Source organism: Rhodococcus sp. APC 3903, from assembly GCF_030407755.1.
Lineage (GTDB): Bacteria > Actinomycetota > Actinomycetes > Mycobacteriales > Mycobacteriaceae > Rhodococcus_F > Rhodococcus_F erythropolis.
The window spans coordinates 141,738-163,277 of record NZ_JASDCV010000010.1; the positions used below are offsets into that span (position 1 = coordinate 141,738).

The 21,540-nt window shown below is 63.5% G+C and carries 21 protein-coding genes; 4 read left to right on the forward strand and 17 right to left on the reverse strand.

Annotation, left to right across the window (positions count from 1 at the left end; translation table 11 throughout):
• Positions 1 to 21: 21 nt before the first annotated feature.
• The 4 genes from QMA15_RS16265 to QMA15_RS16280 all read right to left on the reverse strand — a co-directional run bounded on the left by QMA15_RS16265 (position 22) and on the right by QMA15_RS16280 (position 5,621).
• A complete protein-coding gene (locus tag QMA15_RS16265; protein ID WP_019748074.1) occupies positions 22 to 1,380 on the reverse strand; it encodes a pitrilysin family protein in 1,359 nt (452 codons plus the stop codon).
• 126 nt (positions 1,381 to 1,506) lie between these two features.
• A complete protein-coding gene (locus QMA15_RS16270) occupies positions 1,507 to 3,777 on the reverse strand; it encodes a polyribonucleotide nucleotidyltransferase (RefSeq protein ID WP_097387456.1) in 2,271 nt (756 codons plus the stop codon).
• Between the two features lie 438 nt (positions 3,778 to 4,215).
• On the reverse strand, positions 4,216 to 4,485 hold the full coding sequence (rpsO, locus tag QMA15_RS16275) for a 30S ribosomal protein S15 (RefSeq protein WP_003942254.1): 270 nt from the start codon (positions 4,483 to 4,485) through the stop codon (positions 4,216 to 4,218).
• A gap of 155 nt (positions 4,486 to 4,640) precedes the next feature.
• On the reverse strand, positions 4,641 to 5,621 hold the full coding sequence (locus QMA15_RS16280; protein WP_019748071.1) for a bifunctional riboflavin kinase/FAD synthetase: 981 nt from the start codon (positions 5,619 to 5,621) through the stop codon (positions 4,641 to 4,643).
• Between the two features lie 117 nt (positions 5,622 to 5,738).
• On the opposite strand from QMA15_RS16280, the gene QMA15_RS16285 reads away from it, so the two are divergent.
• A complete protein-coding gene (locus QMA15_RS16285) occupies positions 5,739 to 6,485 on the forward strand; it encodes a metal-dependent transcriptional regulator (protein ID WP_019748070.1) in 747 nt (248 codons plus the stop codon).
• 10 nt (positions 6,486 to 6,495) lie between these two features.
• Here QMA15_RS16285 and QMA15_RS16290 read toward each other — a convergent pair whose 3' ends face one another.
• The 12 genes from QMA15_RS16290 to rimP form a co-directional block, all read right to left on the reverse strand.
• A complete protein-coding gene (locus QMA15_RS16290; protein WP_019748069.1) occupies positions 6,496 to 6,972 on the reverse strand; it encodes a GNAT family N-acetyltransferase in 477 nt (158 codons plus the stop codon).
• On the reverse strand, positions 6,969 to 7,889 hold the full coding sequence (truB, locus tag QMA15_RS16295; RefSeq protein ID WP_020907442.1) for a tRNA pseudouridine(55) synthase TruB: 921 nt from the start codon (positions 7,887 to 7,889) through the stop codon (positions 6,969 to 6,971). The genes QMA15_RS16290 and truB overlap by 4 nt, the downstream gene beginning before the upstream one ends.
• Positions 7,890 to 7,913: 24 nt before the next feature.
• A complete protein-coding gene (locus QMA15_RS16300; protein WP_003942126.1) occupies positions 7,914 to 8,573 on the reverse strand; it encodes a 4'-phosphopantetheinyl transferase in 660 nt (219 codons plus the stop codon).
• Between the two features lie 13 nt (positions 8,574 to 8,586).
• A complete protein-coding gene (locus tag QMA15_RS16305; RefSeq protein ID WP_290285402.1) occupies positions 8,587 to 9,510 on the reverse strand; it encodes a metallophosphoesterase in 924 nt (307 codons plus the stop codon).
• The gene (locus QMA15_RS16310; RefSeq protein ID WP_290285493.1) at positions 9,495 to 10,832 is read right to left on the reverse strand and encodes an MATE family efflux transporter; all 1,338 of its coding nucleotides are present in this window, start codon (positions 10,830 to 10,832) and stop codon (positions 9,495 to 9,497) included. Before QMA15_RS16310 ends, QMA15_RS16305 begins: the two co-directional genes overlap by 16 nt.
• A 76-nt stretch (positions 10,833 to 10,908) precedes the next feature.
• The gene (locus QMA15_RS16315) at positions 10,909 to 11,901 is read right to left on the reverse strand and encodes a bifunctional oligoribonuclease/PAP phosphatase NrnA (RefSeq protein ID WP_046378424.1); all 993 of its coding nucleotides are present in this window, start codon (positions 11,899 to 11,901) and stop codon (positions 10,909 to 10,911) included.
• Positions 11,902 to 11,913: 12 nt separating this feature from the next.
• Complete coding sequence (rbfA, locus tag QMA15_RS16320) at positions 11,914 to 12,393, reverse strand: 30S ribosome-binding factor RbfA (RefSeq protein WP_003942248.1); 480 nt, start codon at positions 12,391 to 12,393, stop codon at positions 11,914 to 11,916.
• Positions 12,394 to 12,669: 276 nt separating this feature from the next.
• Entirely contained in the window at positions 12,670 to 12,960 is a 291-nt protein-coding gene (locus QMA15_RS16325) for a DUF503 domain-containing protein (protein ID WP_279163943.1), read from the reverse strand.
• Between the two features lie 113 nt (positions 12,961 to 13,073).
• Complete coding sequence (gene infB / locus QMA15_RS16330) at positions 13,074 to 15,965, reverse strand: translation initiation factor IF-2 (protein WP_290285407.1); 2,892 nt, start codon at positions 15,963 to 15,965, stop codon at positions 13,074 to 13,076.
• Between the two features lie 108 nt (positions 15,966 to 16,073).
• Complete coding sequence (locus QMA15_RS16335) at positions 16,074 to 16,424, reverse strand: YlxR family protein (RefSeq protein WP_019748063.1); 351 nt, start codon at positions 16,422 to 16,424, stop codon at positions 16,074 to 16,076.
• Between the two features lie 44 nt (positions 16,425 to 16,468).
• Entirely contained in the window at positions 16,469 to 17,500 is a 1,032-nt protein-coding gene (gene nusA, locus QMA15_RS16340; protein ID WP_003942738.1) for a transcription termination factor NusA, read from the reverse strand.
• The gene (gene rimP, locus QMA15_RS16345; RefSeq protein ID WP_020907437.1) at positions 17,497 to 18,117 is read right to left on the reverse strand and encodes a ribosome maturation factor RimP; all 621 of its coding nucleotides are present in this window, start codon (positions 18,115 to 18,117) and stop codon (positions 17,497 to 17,499) included. Before rimP ends, nusA begins: the two co-directional genes overlap by 4 nt.
• Before the next feature lie 271 nt (positions 18,118 to 18,388).
• Between rimP and QMA15_RS16350 the strand changes: the two genes are divergently transcribed.
• Both QMA15_RS16350 and QMA15_RS16355 read left to right on the forward strand, forming a co-directional pair.
• Positions 18,389 to 18,838, forward strand: a complete 450-nt coding sequence (locus QMA15_RS16350; RefSeq protein WP_019748061.1) for a hypothetical protein — start codon at positions 18,389 to 18,391, stop codon at positions 18,836 to 18,838.
• Positions 18,835 to 19,290: a ferritin-like domain-containing protein gene (locus QMA15_RS16355; protein ID WP_080945658.1), complete on the forward strand. Its 456-nt coding sequence runs from the start codon at positions 18,835 to 18,837 to the stop codon at positions 19,288 to 19,290. Before QMA15_RS16350 ends, QMA15_RS16355 begins: the two co-directional genes overlap by 4 nt.
• Positions 19,291 to 19,345: 55 nt before the next feature.
• On the opposite strand, the gene QMA15_RS16360 is transcribed toward QMA15_RS16355, so the two are convergent.
• Positions 19,346 to 20,770 (reverse strand): MFS transporter, encoded by a 1,425-nt coding sequence (locus QMA15_RS16360; RefSeq protein ID WP_047888852.1) that lies wholly within the window; start codon positions 20,768 to 20,770, stop codon positions 19,346 to 19,348.
• Between the two features lie 84 nt (positions 20,771 to 20,854).
• On the opposite strand from QMA15_RS16360, the gene QMA15_RS16365 reads away from it, so the two are divergent.
• Entirely contained in the window at positions 20,855 to 21,490 is a 636-nt protein-coding gene (locus tag QMA15_RS16365; protein WP_021333000.1) for a helix-turn-helix domain-containing protein, read from the forward strand.
• Positions 21,491 to 21,540: the final 50 nt, after the last annotated feature.

The window sequence follows — 21,540 nt, forward strand, 5'->3', positions numbered from 1 at the left end:
CCCCGATTTCGATAGTTCGAACTACTTGCCCACGATCCCGCGTACCGACGCAGGGAGGTCACGAACCCGCTTGTACGGGCCGACGACGGCGGCCGCAAAAGGCCTGGTCAAGAGCACCTGCGCCACCTCGAGCACCTCTTCGGAGGTAACCGCGTCGATGGTCGCGAGCGTCTGCGCAACACTGCGATGGTTGCCGTAATTCAGTTCACTGCGACCGATACGGTTCATGCGTGAACCTGAATCTTCCAGTGCCAGAACCAATCCGCCGCGCAGCGATCCCTTGGCGCGGGCGATCTCGGCATCGGTGATTCCGTCCGTCGCCACGTTCGCAAGTACCTCGCGGATCACTGTGGCAACCTCCCCGAGGTTCTCCGGCTGGCAACCCGCGTACACAGAGAACGCTCCGGTGTCCGCGAAGGTGTCTACGCCGGAATAGACGGAGTACGCAAGCCCACGCTTCTCGCGAATCTCTTGGAACAGACGAGAACTCAGCCCGCCGCCCACTGCGGCGTTGAGAACAGACAGGGCCCAGCGATGACCCTCGTGCCGACCGAACGCGCGTACCCCGAGCGCAAGGTGGACCTGCTCGCTGTCGCGGTGGGTCAAGCTCAGTTCAGGCATCGTTCGCAACCGCAGAGTGCCTTCGCGCCGCGGCGCCGGCTTGACCCCACGCTCGAGATGCCCGGCGAATGCGCGGCGAGCGAGCGTCACAACCTGCTTGTGGTCGACGTTCCCCGCTACTGCCAGCACCATCCGCTGCGGCGTGTAACGCCGAACATGGAAGGAGTGCAACTGATTGCGCGACATCGACTCGATCGATTCGACGCTACCGATGATGGGACGACCGACAGGATGATCTCCGAACAACGCGGTCAGGAAGGCGTCGCCGAGCAGGTCTTCCGGATCGTCGTCTCGCATCGCGATCTCTTCGAGCACTACTTGCCGCTCGACGTCGACATCCGCAGTTCTGCAGCGCCCACGCAGTACGACGTCGGCAACAAGGTCCACCGCCATCGGGAGGTCCTCGTCGATCACGTGCGCGTAGAAACAGGTGTGTTCCTTCGACGTGAATGCATTGAGTTCGCCGCCCACACCATCCATGACCTGCGCGATGTCCAACGCGGTCCGTGACGGCGTCGACTTGAACAACAGATGCTCGAGAAAATGCGCCGCACCGGCCACACTCGGCTGCTCGTCGCGGGAACCGACTCCGACCCACACGCCGACGGAGGCGGAACGCACACCGGGGATGAATTCGGTGACGACACGCAGGCCGCCGGGCAGGACCGTGCGCTGCACTCCCGATTCAGGAGTCGCATCGATCGGCGATTTCAGCACAGCGCTGCGGCTGCGCGTGGTGTTGGGAGTGGTCTTTGCCATGAAAAGGTTCAGCAGTCCTCGGTGCAAGTGTTGAATCAGGTATCTACAGGCTCGTGTCTACAGACAGTACAGATGCGGCCCCGCACGGAAATCCGCGCGGGGCCGCATCAGAGTACGAAGTGAGATCTACTCGGAAGCAGCCTCGTCGGCGGCCGGAGCGGCAGCCTCGTCGTTGCCCTCTTCGACCGGGATCAGCGAGATCTTGCCACGTGCATCGATGTCGGCGATCTCGACGCGGATCTTGGATCCGACGTTGACCACGTCTTCGACCTTGGCAATGCGCTTACCGCTGCCCAGCTTCGAGATGTGCACCAGTCCGTCGCGTCCCGGCAGGAGCGACACGAAGGCACCGAAGGCGGTGGTCTTGACGACCGTGCCCAGGAACCGCTCGCCGACCTTGGGGAGCTGCGGGTTGGCAATGGCGTTGATCATGTCGATCGCGGCCTGTGCAGACGGTCCATCGGTGGCGCCGACGAACACGGTGCCGTCGTCTTCGATGGAGATGTTGGCACCGGTCTGCTCGGTGATGGAGTTGATCATCTTGCCCTTGGGGCCGATGACCTCGCCGATCTTGTCGACAGGGACCTTGATGGCCGTCACGCGGGGAGCGAACGGGCTCATCTCGTCCGGGGTGTCGATGGCCTCTGCCATGACCTCGAGGATCGTGGTCCGTGCATCCTTGGCCTGCGCGAGTGCGCCGGCGAGGACCTTGGACGGGATGCCGTCGAGCTTCGTGTCCAGCTGCAGGGCCGTGACGAAGTCCTTGGTGCCTGCGACCTTGAAGTCCATGTCGCCGAAGGCGTCTTCGGCGCCGAGGATGTCGGTCAGAGCGACGTAGCGGGTTTCACCGTCGACCTGGTCGGAGACCAGACCCATGGCGATACCGGCAACCGGAGCGCGAAGCGGCACACCGGCGTTGAGCAGTGCGAGCGTGGACGCACACACCGAGCCCATCGAGGTGGAACCGTTGGAGCTCAGAGCCTCGGAGACCTGGCGAATCGCGTAAGGGAACTCTTCGACGCTGGGTAGAACGGGCATGAGAGCGCGCTCGGCGAGTGCACCGTGACCGATTTCGCGACGCTTCGGCGAACCGACGCGACCCGTCTCACCGGTGGAGTACGGCGGGAAGTTGTAATGATGCATGTAGCGCTTGGTGGTCTCGGGACCGAGCGAGTCGACCTGCTGAGCCATCTTGACCATGTCGAGAGTGGTGACACCCAGGATCTGGGTCTCGCCGCGCTCGAACAGTGCGGAGCCGTGTGCGCGCGGGATGATCGCGACCTCGGCGGACAGCGAACGGATGTCCGTGACGCCGCGGCCGTCGATGCGGAACTGATCGCGCAGGATGCGCTGGCGAACCAGCTTCTTGGTGAGCGAGCGGAACGCTGCTCCCAGTTCCTTCTCGCGGCCTTCGAAGTTGGGTGCAACCTGCTCGAGAACCTCGACCTTGACCTCGTCGGTCTTGTCGTCGCGTTCCTGCTTGCCGGCGATTGTCAGTGCGGCATTGAGCTTTTCGGACGCAGCAGCCTCGACGGCAGCAAAAACGTCGTCCTGGTACGCCGGGAAGACCGGGTAGTCTCCCGTGGGCTTTGCAGCCTTGGATGCCAGTGCTGCCTGAGCAGCGCACAAGCGTGCGATGAACGGCTTGGCGGCCTCGAGGCCCTCGGCGACGATGGCCTCGGTCGGTGCCTGAGCGCCGTCGGCGATCTTCGCGATGACGTTGTCGGTGGCCTCGGCCTCGACCATCATGATCGCTACGTCGGCGTTGTCACCGCTGCCGGACACGACGCGGCCGGCTACGACCATGTCGAAGACGGCGTTCTCGAGCTGATCGACCGTCGGGAATGCAACCCACTGGCCGGCCTTGTTGTCCTCGGAGACGATGAGTGCAACACGCACGCCACCGACGGGTCCGGAGAACGGCAGGCCCGCGATCTGCGTCGACGCGGAAGCGGCGTTGATGGCCACGACGTCGTACAGATCCTGCGGGTTGAGGCTCATGACCGTGACGACGACCTGGATCTCGTTACGGAGACCGTCGACGAAGGACGGGCGCAGCGGCCGGTCGATGAGGCGGCAGGTCAGGATCGCGTCGGTGGAGGGGCGTCCCTCCCGACGGAAGAACGAACCGGGGATGCGGCCCGCTGCGTACATACGCTCTTCGACGTCCACCGTCAGGGGGAAGAAGTCGAAGTGCTCCTTGGGGTGCTTGCTGGCGCTCGTGGCGGACAGCAGCATGGTCTCGTCGTCCAGGTAAGCAACGACGGCGCCGGCGGCCTGCTGAGCAAGGCGTCCGGTCTCGAAACGGATGGTGCGGGTACCGAAGGACCCGTTGTCGATCACGGCGGTGGATTCGAACACGCCTTCGTCGACCTCTACTACGGAATTCTCTGTCATTCTTTTCTCTTCACTTCCCTCTCGTCTTCGCCGTACCCGCGCGGGCGTTTCCACCCTCCTGGTGGAAACTGCGCACCGAGGGACGTCCCCCTCTTGAATTGCAGACGCTCCTTGCGATGCGAGCGATTTCTGCTTCGGGACGTCACGACGTTCGGGCGGCCGTCGATCGAAGTCCGCCGGAGCTTTCGGGCACTTGCCCGGTCCGGAGAACCACTACCGACAACCGACACCACGTTCTCTGGTGCATACGGTGTGCTGGCGGCGCACTGCACAACTGTGCGTAGACAACTGTGCATAGCGCCGACAGCGGAAACTGCCTTGCGGCAGCTAACGCCGAAAGCCAGCGAAGCCCAGTATATGCGTGGCTTCGCCGGCTAACGGAGTGTTCGGCAAACCGAAGCGTGCCGTGTTGCTTTCGATCAGCGTCGTGAGAAAAATCTAGCGACGCAGGCCGAGACGCTCGATGAGCGTGCGGTAGCGAGCGACGTCAGTCTTTGCCACGTACTTCAGCAGACGACGACGGCGACCGACCATCAAGAGCAGTCCACGACGCGAGTGGTGGTCATGCTTGTGGGTCTTGAGGTGCTCGGTGAGATCGGTGATGCGCTTGGTGAGCATTGCCACCTGAGCTTCGGGCGATCCCGTGTCGGTCTCGTGCAAGCCGTACTCGCCGAGAACGACCTTCTTTTCTTCCGTGGTCAATGCCACTTGATTCACTCCTGTGATGACGTTTGCGTGAAAGGAACTAGATCGGTGCGGCCACCGCAAACCGCAGCACGCACCGAGAGAAGATCCTACCAGCAGCAATGAGGCGCTTTCGCCCACCTGGAGCGAATGTGGCCGCCGCCACTAGTGCAACGAGCTCAACCTACGCTGCGCTCTGCATCCTCACTCAGGATTTGGCGTGCGCGTTCGACGTCTCGGTTCATCGCCGTGATGAGCGACTCGATCGAGTCGAACTTCTCCATGCCGCGAATCCGCGAAACCAGGTCGACAGCGACGTGTTGTCCGTACAGGTCGGCTTCGGTGTCGAGAACGTACGCCTCGACGGTTCGGGTCCGGCCGGAGAAGGTCGGATTGGTGCCTACAGACACTGCGGCTTGGTATCGACGACCGGGAACGACAGTTCCGAGTTCCTCGCCGGCGCCGAGCACCGTGAACCACGCTGCGTAGACGCCGTCGGCCGGAATCGCCGAAAACATCGGCGGTGCAACATTGGCCGTCGGGAATCCCAACTCGCGTCCACGCTTGTCACCGTGGACGACCACACCTTCCACACGATGTGGACGGCCGAGAGCTTCGGTAGCCGCTTCCATGTCGCCTGCGTCGACGCACGAGCGGATGTAGGTCGACGAGAACGTCACCGCATGCTCGGCGAGCAGCTGGACGCCGTCGACCGCAAAGCCGAAGCGAGCGCCCATCTCACGAAGAAGATCGACGTTGCCGAGCGCCTTCTTGCCGAAGGTGAAATTGTCCCCCACCACCACCTCGGCGACATGCAGACGTTCGACGAGAATTTCGTGGACGTAGCGCTCCGGCGTCAGCTTCATGAAATCAGCGGTGAACGGCATCACGCAGAACACGTCGATGCCCAGATCCTGAGCCAATTCCGCACGCCGTTGCAGCGTCGTCAACTGGGCTGGATGACTACCCGGCCGCACAACCTCCATGGGATGCGGGTCGAACGTCATCAACACGCTCGGAACACCACGTTTGCGCGCAGCGGTAACCGCTCTCGCTATCAATTGGGCATGCCCACGATGCACACCGTCGAACACACCGATAGTGAGCACACAACGACCCCAATCGGCCGGAACTTCGTCGAGACCACGCCATCTCAGCACGATTGGCAGCCTACGGGTCCACCGGCGGCGGGTCACGTTCGGACCCGCCCAGCGAATCACCGCTGTGCTGCCGCTCACGTACGGAAGTTCCGGATTTCGTAGCCTAAGCTAAGCGTTGTGGCAGCTCACAAGACCGGAACCTCGGAAGCATCATCGACGTCGGATGGCGACAGCACTTCGGCGCACGGCGCGGCAATCGACACGCTCGCACTCTCGTCGGTGGCTCAGGACTACCTCAAGGTCATTTGGACGATCCAGGAGTGGTCCCACGAGCGGGTATCCACCAAGCTCCTGTCCGAGAAGATGAACGTCTCGGCTTCGACGGTGTCCGAGGCGATCCGCAAACTCTCGGACCAGGGCCTCGTCGATCACGCCCGCTACGGTTCCATCGCTCTGACGGACAGTGGCCGCGCGGCTGCTGTGTCCATGGTCCGGCGCCACCGGTTGATCGAGACCTATCTGGTTCAGGAACTCGGGTACGGCTGGGACGAAGTCCACGACGAAGCCGAAGTCCTCGAACACGCCGTTTCCGATCTGATGATCTCGCGGATGGACGCCAAACTGGGCTTCCCCGAACGTGACCCGCACGGCGATCCCATTCCCGCCACCGATGGTTCGGTGCCGACTCCCCCGGCCCGTCAGCTCAGCGACTTCGCCAACGGCGAGCGGGGCCGCGTTGCCCGGATCTCCGATTCCGATCCCGAAATGCTTCGGTACTTCGATTCCGTCGGCGTCAGTCTCGATGTCGACATCACTGTCGAAGAACGCCGTGATTTCGCCGGAACAGTGTCCGTTCGACTCGGCGACAGCCCCGACACCATCGACCTGGGAAGCCCAGTCGCTCAAGCAATTTGGCTCGTGTAGTCGAGGCCGCTCAGAGCGGCAGACGATATCGCCGTTCCACGGGCCGGACGCCGTCGGTCCGGGTCCAGTCGGCGAGCCTCTCGTCGACGTACACCCAACCTCGACGCTCGTACAGCGCGATCGCCGGCAAAGCGTCCTCGACGACGTCGAGCACCAGTTCCAACTGACTTTCTGCTGCGAAATCCGTGACAGCGTCGAGTAGCGCACCGCTGAGGCCGTTTCCGCGCGCATGGGGATGAACGAACAATCGCGACACGGCTATCGATCCCGCGGTGGTGGGCGCGCCTGCGACCTCGCGGTCGACGGCCACATGACCGACAACATGGCCGTCGCTCTCACCGACCCACGCCTTCACCACCGTGGGCGAACTGAGCCAGCGGTGCGGGTTCTGCGGCCACGTGTTCGGATATCCGTCGCACTGGTGGACCTGTGCCAGCGCATCGACGCAACCGTCGAGGTCGCCGTCGACACGCTCGCGGACGATCACCCGCGAAGCGTCGCCGGTCGCACGACCATCACCGAACTGGCGCGTCGACCCTTCTCCTGCAGAAGCGCAATCGTGTGACCGGTGGGATCGATCGCCGCACAGATCCCCTTCATCCCGATCGGCTCGAGCCAGCGCCCCTGGCTGATCGCCTCGGCTTCCTCCGCCGTGATCTGCCGATGCGGAAAAGCCGTCTGCGCGGCCTGATCGATGTCGAGGCTCACACCCGGCTGATCCGCGAGATCTTCGAGCGTGCGCGCATGTTCGAGAGTGAACGGCCCGACGCGGGTGCGGCGCAATGCCGTCAAATGACCGCCGACGCCCAATTCACGACCGAGGTCGCGTGCAAGCGAGCGGATGTATGTTCCGGAAGAGCACTCAACGTCTACATCCAGATCGACGAAGCCACCCGGGACATCTCGCCTAGCCAGAACTTCGAAAGTCGACACCGTTACCGGGCGCGGCGCCAGCTCGACGGTTTCTCCCGCACGCACCAGGGCATGTGCGCGTTGACCGTCGACCTTGATAGCGCTCACGCTTGCCGGGATCTGCTTGATGTCTCCGGTCAGCGTCGCCACGATCGCCGCGATCTCCGCGTCCGTCACCTGCGAAGCGTCTGCGGAAGTCAGGACCTCCCCTTCGGCATCGTCCGTGTCCGTCGCTGCACCGAGGCGAATGGTCGCCGAGTACGCCTTGGTTGTCAGTGCCAGGAGTCCGAGCAACTTGGTCGCACGCTCGACGCCGAGAACGAGGACGCCGGTCGCCATGGGATCAAGAGTCCCGGCATGTCCCACCTTGCGGGTGTTCAACAACTTGCGGCATCGCGCGACCACGTCGTGGCTGGTGATGCCCGCCTCTTTGTCGACAATCAGGATTCCGGCGCCGACAAGACCGGAGGAAGGCTTTTCACGAGCTGACACGTGTGCCGATTCTGCCAGTCGCGCTCACTGCACCGAAATTGCCGTCAGAATGAGCCCGTCCGACACCAACCACCTGCCGTCGAAAGAGGTGAGCGGCGGACCAGACGTCGCCTCACCGGGGACCAGCAGACGCGAGTTGAAAGTTCCGGAAGTTTCCGACTCCGCCTCGAATGTGATGTGGGCGTCCTCGAAACCCAACCAGCGCCCGGTGAGCGGAAACCACGCCTTGTACGTGGCTTCCTTCGCGCAGAAGAGCACTCGATCCCAGTGCACCGGACCGCCGGTTTCCTGAGTGTCCAGCCACGTTCGTTCCGCTTCGATGCTGACCGCGGGCAATACCCCGTCCGGCAGCGGGCCGTGCGGCTCGGCGTCGATACCGAGTGAGCGGACCTGCATGGAGTACGCCAGGACAGCGCCGCGGTAGCCGTCGCAATGGGCGAGGCTTCCGACTACTCCCTGCGGCCAGAGTGGGGCACCACGCTCGCCGCGCATGACAGCGGCAGACGGAACACCGAGCTTGCCCATCGCCTGACGCGCGAGGTGCCGGGTAGTCACGAACTCACGACGGCGCTTCTCGACCGCGCGGCCGATCAACGCCTCCTCACTGGGGTGCGGAACCAGACCGGGCGGATCCACGAAGGCCTCGGCCGTCGCAACTCCACCGGGAAGAATCTGTTCGATCACGTAGCGATACCTCTCAGCGTCCGGCGCGCATGCGCTCGACTTCGGCTTCCTGCTCCGGCGTGACCTTGAAGTGGCCACCCCACTTGTTGAGCGTTCCCGGCGGGTACTCCGGAACGGGAAGAATCTGACGCAACAACTTCTCCGGCAGTCCACGCCGACGCCATTCGCGCGGGTATCCGAGTGAGACTTCCTCGAAGCGGACGCCGTCGTAGTACGTGGTTCGAGGAATGTGCAGGTGCCCGTACACCGAGCACACCGCGTTGTACTTCACATGCCAGTCGGCGGTCGCGGTGGTTCCGCACCACAACGCGAACTCCGGATACATGAGCACGTCCGTGGGCTGCCGGACCATCGGGAAATGGTTCACCAGAACGGTTTTTGTGCCTTCGGGGAGCGCGTCCAGCCGTGCCTGGGTGTATTCGATTCTCGCCCGGCACCACGCGTCGCGCGTTGTATACGGCTGCGGCGAGAGCAGGAACTCGTCGGTGGCGACGACGTTCTTGTCCCGCGCGATCTCGAGCCCGTGTTCCTTGTCTCGCGCGCCTTCCGGCAGGAAGGAATAGTCGTAGAGAAGGAACATCGGGACGACCGTGACCGGGCCCTCGTCTCCCTCCCACACCGGGAACGGGTCCTCGGGCGTGATGACGTCAAGTTCGCGGCACATGTTGACCAGGTACTCGTACCGCGGCGCTCCGTGAATCTGAACCGGATCCTTGGCGGTCGTCCACAGTTCGTGGTTGCCCGGAATCCAGATGACCTTTGCGAATCGGCTGCGAAGGAGCTTCAACGCCCACCGAATGTCGTCAGTTTTCTCGGAAACATCTCCGGCGAGAATGAGCCAGTCGTCAGGCGAATCCGGGAACAGTTCCTCCGTCATCGGCTTGTTGCCGTTGTGACCGACATGAATGTCGCTCACCGCCATCAGCTTTGCTGCCACGATCCCTCTGCTTCCTCAGTTGAACTTCCGCGCTTCGCCGTCGCCGGACCTGTCACTGCCCACTTGCCGGAAAACGCTCGCCACGACACCGCGACCATCCGAAGTACTACGAACACGGTAAGCCCTGCCCAAATTCCGGCCAGCCCCCAGTGGTAGGCGAGGGAGAGCCAGATCGCGGGCAGAAATCCGAGAACTGCGCAGAGCATGGTCGCGTTGCGCAGAAACACCACGTCCCCGGCGCCGAGCAGAACACCGTCGAGTGCAAACACGATTCCCGCTACCGGCATGATCGCGACGAAGAACCACCAGGCGATCGACATTTGACCGAGGACCTCGGCGTCGGACGTGAAAAGTCCGGGGATCACGGAGTGGCCCGCGGCGAAGAAGATCGCGAGTACCACGGCAAATACCGTCGACCAGGCAGTGATCCGCCAGGTCATCCTCTTCGCCGCGGCTGCGAATCCACCGCCGAGGGCAGCTCCGATGAGTGTTTGGGCGGCGATCGCCAAGGAATCGAGAAGGAGCGAAACCAGGTTCCACAGTTGGAGGACAACTTGGTGTGCACCGACTACGGCTGCACCGAACCTCGACGCCACCGCGGCCGCCGAGACGAAACACGCTTGGAATGCGAGGCTGCGCAGGATCAGGTCACGGCCCATCAGCATCTGCGCCCGCATGATTGCAAGATGCGGTCGAGCCGAGACCGGTTCACGAAAGAGTGCCCAAGCGAACAGGACACCCGAAACGCTCTGGCCGACCAGATTCGCGACAGCTGATCCTTCGAGTTCCATCCGGGGAGCACCGAGCAAACCGTGCACGAGAATCGGGCACAACACCGCCGAAATACCCAGGCCGACAAGGACGAACCGAAGCGGTCGCACCGTGTTCTGAACCCCGCGCATCCAACCGTTGCCGGCCAGAGCCACCAGGATGAGTGGAACACCCAATACCGCTATCCGAAGCCAACTTTCCGCAGCCGCCGCAATGTCGGGAGTCCCGGCCACCGCCGAAGTCAGCGGACCCGCGATCACCTGCACGATCACTACCAAGGCCAAGCCGATCGCGGCCGCCAGCCAGGTCGCCTGAACACCCTCGCCCACCGCGTCGCGCTCGCGGCCCGCCCCGTGCAGCCGTGCGGCGCGCGCCGTCGTGCCGTACGACAAGAAGGTCAGCTGCGTACTCACCAACGACAGGATCAGACCACCGACTGCCAATCCGGCCAGCGGAAGCGCCCCGAGTCGGCCGACCACGGCGATGTCGAACAACAGATAGAGGGGTTCGGCCGCCAGTACCCCGAGCGCCGGAAACGCCAGGGAAAAGATTCGACGCCCAGTGACGTCGAAATCAGCTGCCGAAGATCCCGCCGAGGTGGCGTCAGATTCGCTCAATGCCGCGGATTCAGCCGAGTGCCGCGACGAGCGCGGCAACAATCTCGTCGCTGGAAGTGGTCGACGTATATCCGGCCGACAGCCGGTGCCCGCCGCCACCAAGACTTTCAGCGACCGCCGACACGTCGATCGCCGACTTTGCACGCAACGAGATCGACCAGCTTCCGGAAACCGACTCTTTGAGTACGGCGGCAACTTCGGCTTCCGAAGTAGTCCGCACGATATCGACGACGCTCTCGATCTCCTCGGAGCGAAGATCGCCGATGTCACTGCGTCGGATCACCGCGTACACCAGCCCACGGCCGTCCGCGGCTTCCGGGACCAGCACCGCGGACCCGAGTACCGCACCCAGCATCGGCAACCACCCGAACGGATGGGTGTCGAGCAGCTTTCGCGCAATCGCGTCGCCGTCGATGCCGGTCGCCAGCAAACGCGCGGCGAGCACGTGCGGAAGCGGACCTCCCCACCGGAAGGAGCCGGTGTCGGTGACCAGTCCGGCATAGAGACAGTGCGCCAGATCGCTGTCGATCGCGACTCCCCACGCATCGAAGAATCGTGCGATGAGTGCCGTCGTCGACGCCGCGGTTTCGTCGACGACGTTGATGGTTCCGAATTCGGAATTGGAGCGATGGTGATCAAGGACGATTGTGCGATGCGCGCCGGCGAGTCGACTCGCCAACTCACCGAGGCGGCCCTCGCTGCCGACATCCACGGTCACCAGAACATCGACGCTTTCCCGAACATCGGCGGGCGCCGTGAGCAAGTGAACACCAGGGAAATCACACATCGACTCGGGCAGCGCCGACGGCCGACTGAACGCGACCTGCACCGAAATGCCCCGACGCTCGAGAACGAGACCGAGCGCAAGTCCGCTGCCGATCGTGTCCGCATCCGGCTGCACATGGCAGAGAATTGTCACCGTGTGCGCCGATTCGAGAACCTCGGCCACCTGAGCGAACTTCGCCTCGCAGGGGTCGACGTCCGAAAGTGCGGTGATCGTCATTCTCGGTGCGCGTCAGTCGGCTTCACGAACATCTGGCGACGCCTCGTCTTCGTCCGAAGCCACTCGCGGCTCCTTGTACGGATCTGCATCTCCGGCCGGCTGTGCATTCTCACGCGCCTTGGCGACCTCGTCGTCGGCGGCCTTGGCACGGGCCAGCAGTTCTTCCATATGACGCGCGGTGTCGGGAACGGTATCGGCGACAAACGTCAGAGTCGGTGTGAAGCGAACGCCAGTTCCGGCACCGACCTTCGAGCGGAGAACACCCTTGGCCTTCTCGAGTCCTGCGGCGGCGGCTTCCACATCGGGTGCGGAATCGACCTTCTCGCCCATGACTGTGTAGTACACCGTCGCGTCGTGCAGATCGTTGGTGACCTTGGTGTCCGTGATGGTCACGAATGCGAGTCGCGGATCCTTGATCTCGTGATCGATCGCGGTCGCGACGATGGTTCCGATACGCTTTGCCAACTTGCGTGCCCGGGCTGGATCTACCATGACTGTCAGTCTCCTCTACCTGGCCACTCGAATCGAGGTGACTCGATCGATCAAAGTTCTGGTTAACAAGAATTATTACCGACAACAGTCTCGTCCATCGGCTACCCGGCAACCAAATCACCATCGGTAGAGGTCTTCGGCCACAAGCCACCGTGCACATCGAGCGTGAGTACAGATACCGTCACACTTGGACCCGAGGACACCGAATCCCTTGCCGACCAACTCGATTCGGTACGCCGTCCGGAAGAGTGACTCGCTGACACCGATCGGTGATGCTCAGTCTTCCGGGCCGAAGATTCGCCTTCGCACAGCCAGCAACTGAATCTCCGGACGCTCGGCGACCGCTCGCTCACAATGATCGAGAACATCGTGCAGGTGATCGACGGACGAACTGACCATACCGACGCCCACGAGCGCACGACGCAGGCGTCCCTGCTCCCCCGCCTCCGCTGCACTCACGCCGAATCGACGGAGTTCCGTCAGGATCGGCGACAGCATCGAACGCTTTTCCTTGAGTGAGTGGACATCGCCGAAAAGAATGTCGAACTCCAGTGCCCCTACAAACATTTTCCCCCTAGACAGAGCCGAATGGACTCTTCCGGACTTGTATGTTCAAGTCCGGAAGAGTCCATGTCAGCTAGTACTCACGTGCGTCCGCCCCAACGCCCGTGTCGACATAATCAGTCGCGCGGCTTCTCGCGAAGCTCGTAGCACTCGAGAACGTCACCGATCTTGATATCGGAATAGGTGACGGTCAAACCACATTCGTAGCCTTCGCGAACCTCGGTAGCGTCTTCCTTCTCCCGCTTGAGCGAGGAGATGGTGACCGTCTCGGCGATGACCTTGCTGTCGCGGATGAGACGTGCCTTGGCGTTGCGACGGATGCTGCCCGACGTGACCAAGCAACCGGCAATGTTGCCGATCTTGGACGAACGGAACATGGCGCGGATCTCTGCCTTGCCCAGCTCGACCTCTTCGTACACCGGCTTGAGCAGACCCTTGAGTGCCTTTTCGACCTCATCGATGGCCTGGTAGATCACCGAGTAGTAGCGAATGTCGACGCCCTCGCGGTTCGCCAGCTCCGTTGCCTTGCCTTCGGCGCGGACGTTGAAGCCGATGATGATCGCGTTGGACGCAGCAGCCAGGTTGACGTTGGTCTCCGTGATGCCACCGACACCGCGGTCGATGACGCGCAACTGCACCTCGTCGTCGATCGGAATTCCGAGGAGAGCCTCTTCGAGGGCCTCCACGGTTCCCGAGTTGTCACCCTTGAGGATCAAGTTCAGCTGTGAATGTTCCTTCAGAGCTGCATCGAGATCGTCGAGGCTGATGCGCTTACGACTCTTCGCTGCAAGCGCGTTGCGCTTACGTGCGTTGCGACGGTCCGCGATCTGACGAGCGATACGGTCCTCGTCGACCACGAGCAGGTTGTCGCCTGCACCGGGGACCGACGTGAAGCCGATGACCTGGACCGGACGTGAAGGCAGTGCCTCGTGGACGTCCTGACCGTGCTCGTCCACCATGCGGCGGACGCGGCCGTAAGCATCGCCGGCAACGATCGAGTCGCCGACCCGCAGCGTTCCGCGCTGGATGAGCACGGTAGCGACGGGGCCGCGGCCACGGTCGAGGTGCGCCTCGATGGCAACACCCTGAGCGTCCATGTCCGGGTTGGCGCGCAGATCCAGGGAAGCGTCCGCCGTCAACAGCACTGCTTCGAGCAGTGCGTCGATGTTGAGACCCTGCTTCGCCGAGATGTCGACGAACATGGTGTCTCCGCCGTATTCCTCGGCCACCAGTCCGTACTCGGTGAGCTGCTGCCGGATCTTGTCCGGGTTCGCGCCTTCCTTGTCGATCTTGTTCACCGCGACCACGATCGGCACGTCGGCCGCCTGGGCGTGGTTGATCGCTTCCACCGTCTGCGGCATGACGCCGTCGTCGGCTGCGACAACAAGGATCGCGAGGTCGGTGGCCTTGGCACCACGAGCACGCATGGCCGTGAAGGCCTCGTGACCCGGGGTGTCGATGAACGTCACGAGACGCTCGTTGCCCTCGAGCTCGGTCAGCACCTGGTAGGCACCGATGTGCTGCGTGATGCCGCCGGCTTCGCCCTCACGGACATTCGCCTTACGGATCACGTCGAGCAGACGGGTCTTACCGTGGTCGACGTGGCCCATGACGGTGACCACAGGCGGACGGGACTCGAGGTCCTCTTCTCCGCCGGCGTCCTCGCCGTAGGTGAGGTCGAAGCTGTCGAGCAGCTCGCGATCCTCGTCCTCCGGGCTGACGACCTGCACGACGTAGTTCATTTCGCCGCCGAGCAGCTCCAGCGTCTCGTCGTTGACCGACTGAGTTGCCGTGACCATCTCACCGAGGTTGAACAACGCCTGCACGAGTGCTGCGGGGTTCGCATCGATCTTGTCCGCGAAGTCCGACAGCGATGCGCCGCGAGCGAGACGGATGGTCTCACCGTTGCCGCGTGGCAGCCTGACGCCGCCGACTGCGGGAGCCTGCATGCTTTCGTACTCGGCGCGCTTCGCCCGCTTCGACTTACGTCCACGGCGAACTGCTCCGCCGGGACGACCGAATGCACCTGCCGCTGCGCCGCGCTGACCGGGACGGCCACCGCCGCCGGGACGACCGCGGAATCCACCGGCCGGAGCTGCTCCACCGGGAGAACCTGCACCAGCACCTGCGCCGGGAGCGCCACCGCCGCGGTATCCACCGCCGCCGCCGCCCGGACGACCACCGGGAGCGCCACCGGGACGACCCGGACGTCCGCCGCCACCGGGCGCGGGACGAGCGGAACGAGCAGGCATTGCACCCGGGTTCGGGCGAGGAGGCATGGAGCCGGGGCTGGGACGGGGTCCGCCCTGACCTGCAGGCGGACGAGGTCCACCCTGGCCGGGAGCCGGACGGGGACCGCCCTGACCCGGAGCCGGACGAGAACCGCCCTGGCCTGCACCCGGACGCGGTGCGCCGGGAGCCGGACGAGGTGCCGGACGCTCGGCGGGTGCCGAGGAGTACGGGTTGTTACCGACGCGAGGTGCCTTCGGTCCCGGACGCGGTCCGCCGGGCTTTGCGCCGGTGGACGGTGCCGCCGGAGCCGCGGGGGCTGCCGGTGCCGATGCTGCGGGAGCAGCCGGAGCCGGGCGTGCCGGCTGTGCCGGCTTCGGAGCGTTGAACGTCGGGGTGGGGACCGGCGCCGACGGTGCTGCCGGAGCAGCGGCTGCGGGAGCCGCGGGGGCTGCCGGTGCCGGAGCTGCGGGAGCAGCCGGTGCGGGTGCGGCCGGCTTGGGGCCGGGACGCGGGCCACCGGGCTTTGCAGCTGACGGCGACGGTGCGCCGGGCTTTGCCGCGGGGCGAGCCGCCGGAGCGGCTGCGCCGGTCTCGGACTTGGTTTCTGCTCCGCCTGCCGACGGGAATGACTCCCGCAGACGACGGGCGACGGGCGCCTCCACTGTGGATGACGCAGACTTCACGAACTCGCCTTGCTCCTTGAGCGTTGCGAGTAGTTCCTTGCTGGTGACACCGAGTTCTTTAGCCAACTCGTGCACGCGGGCCTTGCCTGCCACTGCTCTCCTCACTGATGAGGTCGAGCAGGAGGCATCCCACAGATGTGGGTCCCGCACGACCTCGGGTTATCGCCGATGGACGTTCATCGTTGGTGCTTCACGGTGTGCTCATGAGTGCTTGTGCCTGTTCTTCTCGAGAGGTACTGCTTTTGTGTGAACTGCGTCGACCAGCTGGTCGACAGCGGACGTGTCCAGATTTCCGGACACTCGCAGTGCTCTGCTGAATGCTCGGCGCCGCTCTGCCAGGCTCAGACAACTCGGATCCAGGTGCAGCCATGCACCTCGACCGGGGAGTCTTCGCGATACGTCGGGGACGAGCGGGGAACCCTCCGGCCCCTGCTCACCAACCACGACCCTCAACAGATCGACAGCCGACCCTTGTTCCCTGCACCCCACACACGTTCTGACCGGCGAACCGGGTTTCACGCGCGCAGAATCCGAGGACTCACGTCGAACCATTGTCCACTCTACCGCCGAACCGTCTCGATCACTGCATTCCACCGTTATCCGTTGGACGTGGCGGGCCGGTCGGACGCGTCGCCAACGGGTGCCGCATCGCTCCGAATGTCGATACGCCAACCCGTCAACCGTGCAGCCAGGCGGGCATTTTGACCCTCTTTTCCGATGGCCAACGAAAGCTGGAAATCGGGCACGATGACACGGGCCGCACGAGCCTCGGGATCGACGACAGTGACGGAGACCACTTTCGACGGGGAAAGTGCGTTGCCCACAAACGTCGCGGGATCTTCGTCGAAGTCGATGATGTCGATCTTCTCCCCCGCAAGTTCGCTCATGACGTTGCGGACGCGCTGACCCATCGGGCCGATGCATGCACCCTTTGCGTTCAGCCCCTGCACGCGTGAGGCAACGGCGATCTTGGAACGGTGTCCCGCTTCGCGCGCGACGTTGATGATCTCGACGCTGCCGTCCGCGATCTCCGGAACCTCGAGTGCGAACAACTTGCGAACCAGGTTCGGATGGGTCCGCGAGAGGGTGATCTGGGGGCCACGGGCGCCGCGAGCAACCCCGACGACGTAGCACTTGATGCGCTCGCCGTGTTCGTAGTTCTCGCCGGGAACCTGTTCTGCGGGCGGCAACAATCCTTCGGCGCCATTGGATTCGCTGCCGATTCGAACGACGACCATCCCGCGAGAGTTTGCACGCGTGTCGCGCTGAATGACACCGCCGACGATTTCACCCTCATGGGTGGAGAACTCACCGAAACTGCGCTCGTGCTCGGCGTCGCGCAAACGCTGCAGGATGACCTGGCGTGCGGTGGTCGCCGCGATTCGACCGAATCCTTCGGGAGTGTCGTCCCACTCCTCGCCGATCATGTTGCCGTCGGCATCGGTGTCGTGTGCCATCACTCGCACCGAACCGGTCTTGATGTTGACATCGATCCGAGCGTTCTGCTTGTGCCCCTCGGTGTGGCGGTACGCCGTCAGCAGCGCGGTCTGGATCGTGGCGATCACAGTTTCGATCGAAACGCCCTTTTCGGCTTCGATCGCTCGCAACGCTGCAATGTCGATATTCACTTGTCGAACCCTTCTTCGTTTTCTACGTCTTCTAATTCTGCTTCGTCGTCTTCGACACTGTCCACGCCCGAGTCATCGGTGAGGTCAACCGCATCCGAGGGAACTGCGCGCCCCTCCGGGATGCCGCCCGCGAGTTCCAACTCCGCCTCACTGGGCTTCGAGAACTCCACCTGAACTACGGCCTTCTGAACGTCGCCCAGTGCAATCTCTCGCACGGTCAGTCCGCCACGGCCACCGATGACAACCGCCACGGAATCGTCGTTCAACGTTCCGATACGGCCGACCACGGTCTCGCCGGCCAGATCGATCCGCGCTTTGCGTCCACGAGCTCGACGCCAGTGACGCTCGAGCGTCAGTGGACGATCGATTCCCGGGGAGGTCACCTCGAGGGTGTACGGCGTTTCACCGATTTCCTCGAGGCTGTCGAAAAGTTCCGAAACGAGTCTGCTGATCTCTGCGGCGGCATCGAGTTCGATCCCGGCATCGCTGTCGACCATGATGCGCACCGCGCTGTGCTTGCCCGCACTGGTCACGACAACGTCTTCGACGTCGTAACCCTGGGCGTGCACGAGTTCGGAGATCAGCTCGATCACCCTCTCCCTGGATGGCACCGGCATCTCGCGAACTCCTCATTTCAGTTGTCGTCGATTGTCCGACTTGTGTCGACTGTCGACGTGGGCGGCTGCGAGCATGAAAGGACACCAGGTGCCTCATGCTGCAAGCATCCAAGAGTACCGCTCATTACGCGTCTCCGTGACCAGAGTGCCCGACGCACGTCACACTTGAACACGTGCCGCGGATTCGAACGATCGGCCGACCACCTGGCACGATGGACTGGTGCTGACGCCCATGACTACTACCCCACTCTCCCGGCGGAGTGCGCTCAAGATGACGGGAACCGCAGCAGCGTTGGGCGCTGCAGCCTTCTCGTTGTCCGCCTGCACCGACAACGGCACAGCGGAGGCGGCTGCAGAAGTCGACCAGTTGACGGCCCAGGCCGAGCGAGCTCGCTCCGACGCGGCAGCCGCAACCGCCGCCATCGCTCTTGCGCCGGACAAGTCGGCATCACTGACCACGATCAGCGCCGAACGCACAGCGCATGCACTCGAACTCGACGCCGAGATTGCGCGAGCAGCAGGCGGCGGCGCTACGACCACTGCGCCCCCGTCGACCTCGGTCGCAAACGCTCCGACGGGCGTTGACACCTTGAGGACCTCGCTTAACGATTCGGCGCGCAGTGCCGCGGATCTCGCTCGCACGATGTCCGGCTATCGCGCGGGCTTGCTCGGTTCGATCAGCGCGTCGTGCTCGACCCAGGTTGCGGTGTTGCTTCCATGATCACTTCGCACACCCGTCGAACCGAGAGTTCTGCCTTGCTGACCGCAATCGAATCAGAGAATGCCGCGATCTTCGCTTACGGAGTGGTTGCCGCGTTTTCGAATCCTGCCCGTGTCAACGAAGTTGCCACACATACAGCCGCGCACCGCGCGCGACGTGATGCGCTGGTTGCCCTGTCGACCGACGCGGGCGAGACCCCGCCGACAGCCGCGGCAGCCTACGAGATCCCGTTCCCGGTGACGGACGCCGTTACCGCGGCACAACTGGCAGCACAGATCGAATCCGACACCGCCGTGACCTACCGGGCATTCGTCGAACAGGTCGATACCGACCAACTCCGCACGTTCGGAATCGACGGCCTGACCGATGCGGCAATCCGCGGCGCCGGATGGCGGTCCGCGCTGGGAACCGCTCCGTCCACATCAGCGTTCCCAGGGGACCCGGCTTCGTAAACTGCTGTGCGCCTTTATTAACCGCCGGCGGTTAATAAAGGCGCACAGCAGTGGCTCAGGCCTTGCGATGTGAGGGCACGAACCAAGCCGCAACCACGGCCACCAATACGAAGCAACCTCCGACGCGCAGTGCAGGTGTCAGCGCATCTCCGTAACCGAGTGGCGTGAGCGCACCCCCGGCCGCAAGGAAGACTGCGGTAAGAACCGCGATTCCCAGCGCAACACCGATCTCGCGAAGCGTCGAGTTGGTCGAACTGGCCGTTCCGTGATCAGGCTCATCCATGTCGACGAGGACAGCCGTGGAACTCGGCGCGAAGGTCAGGCCCATGCCGATGCCCGCCATCAGTAGCGCCGGAACCAGCGAACCGTACGTCACGTCGGGACCGATCAACGCGGCCAACCAGAACAATGCTCCGGCCTGGAGAAGTAGACCGGTCAGCAGAAGTGAACGGAGCCCGACCTTCGGCGCCAGAAAACCGGCGAGAGGAGCGAAGATCATCGGCGCCGCCGTCCACGGAAGCGTCCGCAGGCCTGCTTGGAACGGGCTGTAGCCCATCACGATCTGGAGGTACTGCGACAGAAGGAACACCGCTCCGAAGATCCCGATCGAGAAGGTCAAGCCGATGACGTTCGCCATCGAGAAGCTGCGTGAACGGAACAGACGTAGTGGCATGACCGGATGTGACGTCTTCATCTCGCGAAGAACGAACAGCGCCAACGCGACTGCGGAACCGACCAACGACGCAACCACTCCAAGCGATCCCCAGCCGTCGTCGTTGCCGTGAACGATCCCCCACACCGCCAGAAACACACCGAGTCCGGCGAGTGCGACACCGGGAAGGTCGAGAGGTTGTGTGCGACCGGTCGATTCACGCAACGCATACAACGCGAGAGGAACGGCAACGATCGCAACCGGCACGTTGATCCAGAAGATCCCCTGCCAAGAGAACCCGTCGACTACCGCTCCACCGACCACGGGACCCATCGCGATTCCCAGTCCGGAGACGCCACCCCAGACACCGATTGCCATGGCGCGCTTGGCTTCCGGTACCGCTGCGACGAGGAGGGTCAGCGAGAGCGGCATGATCGCGGCTGCGCCCGCGCCTTGAAATGCCCGGGCCGCAATCAGCAGGCCGGGAGTTGTCGACAGCGCCGAAGCGATCGATGCAGCCGTGAACAGCCCGATTCCGAACACGAACATCCGGCGGCGTCCCCACCGATCGCCGAGCGTCGTCGCCGAAAGCATCAGCGTCGCAAAGCAGAGCGTGTACGCATTCATGAACCATTGGAGCTGCCCGACGGACGCGTTCAGTTCCTTCTCGATCACCGGCAGCGCGCTCGTCATCACGAGGTTGTCGAGGGTAGCCATGAACATGGGCAGAGAAGCAGCAACCATCGCTATCGCGATCGGAACCTTACGCCCTCCACTGTTTTCCGACCCGGATGCGGCGTCCGATCCGGACTTCGTCAAAACGGTCATCGTGATTCCTCGATGTGAAGGTGCCTTAAGGCATCAATTGATTACTTAAGTCGAAACTAAGCTATCCGGTGATAACGTGTCAATATGTCGATCGGTGCAGCTGAACCACGTACCCGCAGGATGAGCGCACCGGAACGTCGCGCACTGGTCCTTGCCGCGGCAACGCGGGCATTTGCAAAGGGCGGGTACTCCGGCACCAGCACGGACGCCGTCGCCAAGGAAGCCGGCGTCTCGCAGCCCTACGTTGTGCGCATGTTCGGAACCAAGGCAGATTTGTTCCACGCGGTGTTCACGCGAGCGCTCGACGAAATCGTCCGCACCTTCAACGACAAATTGGACACCGTCACAATCGATCCGAGCAATCCGCAGTTCTGGGCCGAACTCGGATCCGCCTACGGCGAGCTGGTTCTCGACCGGGATCTGCTGCTTGTCATGTTGCACGGCTTCGCAACCAGCACAGACGACGTCGCCGCCGTCTCCCGGAACGCCATGTCCGGCATCTACACCTTGCTGCGTGAGCGCACCGGTTGCACGCCCGAGCAAGCACGCTTGTTCATCGCGAACGGCATGCTGATCAACAATCTGCTCGCAATGATGGCACCCGAACACGCCGAAGAAGATCCGGCCCTCGGCGAACTCTGGGGCAGCGTCTTCAGCGACTCGACTGCGATCACTCTCACCGGCGACGAATCCTCGAGCGAAACCGACACCGTTTCCTGACCGGTCACTGGGAAAAACTACACACATGTGACTGAGGACACCCTACAGTC